This is a genomic window from Ferroplasma sp. Type II (genome assembly GCF_000496155.1).
Genome location: NZ_KI542753.1, coordinates 1 through 1,114 on the forward strand (window position 1 = coordinate 1; position 1,114 = coordinate 1,114).

Annotated in this window: 1 protein-coding gene; it reads left to right on the top strand. The window is 39.3% G+C overall.

Features of this window, described 5'->3' with window-relative positions; translation table 11 throughout:
• Positions 1 to 124 precede the first annotated feature (124 nt).
• A partial coding sequence (locus AMDU4_RS09625) for an AAA family ATPase (RefSeq protein WP_290704916.1) occupies positions 125 to 1,114 on the top strand: 990 nt, incomplete at its 3' end.

The window sequence follows — 1,114 nt, forward strand, 5'->3', positions numbered from 1 at the left end:
CTCTAGAGGATCCCCGAATCCAATGGCTGTTCTCCCTTAATATTTGCTGAACATAATGCGCATTATCTAAAGATTTTGCTCATTATAATGCGCAAAAATAAAATACCCTACGAAATATCGTGTCATGATTCAAAAATCGCTTATGCGAACAGTGATACAGGATCAACTGACTGAAATCGAGAGATTAGATCACATTGCCCCAAGAGATGCTTTTGACCTTGGATTAAGTTACAACGGTTCCTCCGCATTCATCATTAAAGGGATCAGGAGGTGTGGCAAGAGCACAATGCTGAAACAGATTATCAACACCAGGTTCCGGGATTCTTTTTTCTATTTCAATTTTGACGATGAACGAATATCAGGATTTGCAGTGGAAGATTTTCAGGTACTGATGGAAACTTTCATTGAGTTGTTTGGGGACATGAGAAATGTGTTCTTTGACGAGATCCAGAATGTCAAAGGCTGGGAACTGTTTATCAATCGACTTCTTCGGGAGGGATACAGGGTATTTATCACAGGGTCAAATTCAAGTCACTTGAGCATGGAGCTTGGAACTCACTTGACTGGAAGACATGTGGACATGGAGCTCTATCCTTTCTCATTTCTTGAATTCCTACGGGCAAGGAGCATAGATTTACCGAAAAACAACTATTCTCCCCAGTGGAAAGCAACGGCTGGTAAATTGTTCAACGAGTACTACTTATCCGGAGGAATGCCTGATTCAGTTGTTTCTGGAAGTAATTCAGTCTTGACTCAGCCAATAAATGACATAATCCAGAATGATGTGATGAACAGGTACAATATAAGGAAGTTCCCAGAGATTAGGGATATTTTGAGATTCCTCATGTCAAATGTATCAAACGAAATCACATATCGTTCTATCACGCGAAACTTGAGTGTCAAAAGCGAAAACACCGTAAAAAAGTACATGGACTACCTCCAAGAAACATATATAATCTTTGAGGTTAAAAGGTTTGATCGGAAGCTGAAAAGAGCCGGAAAAAGTCCAAGGAAAGTGTACTGCATTGATAATGGAATCATATTGAGAAATGTACCAAACTTCTACAAGAATAATGGTGCATTGCTTGAAAATCTTATTGCAGTAGAGCTTANA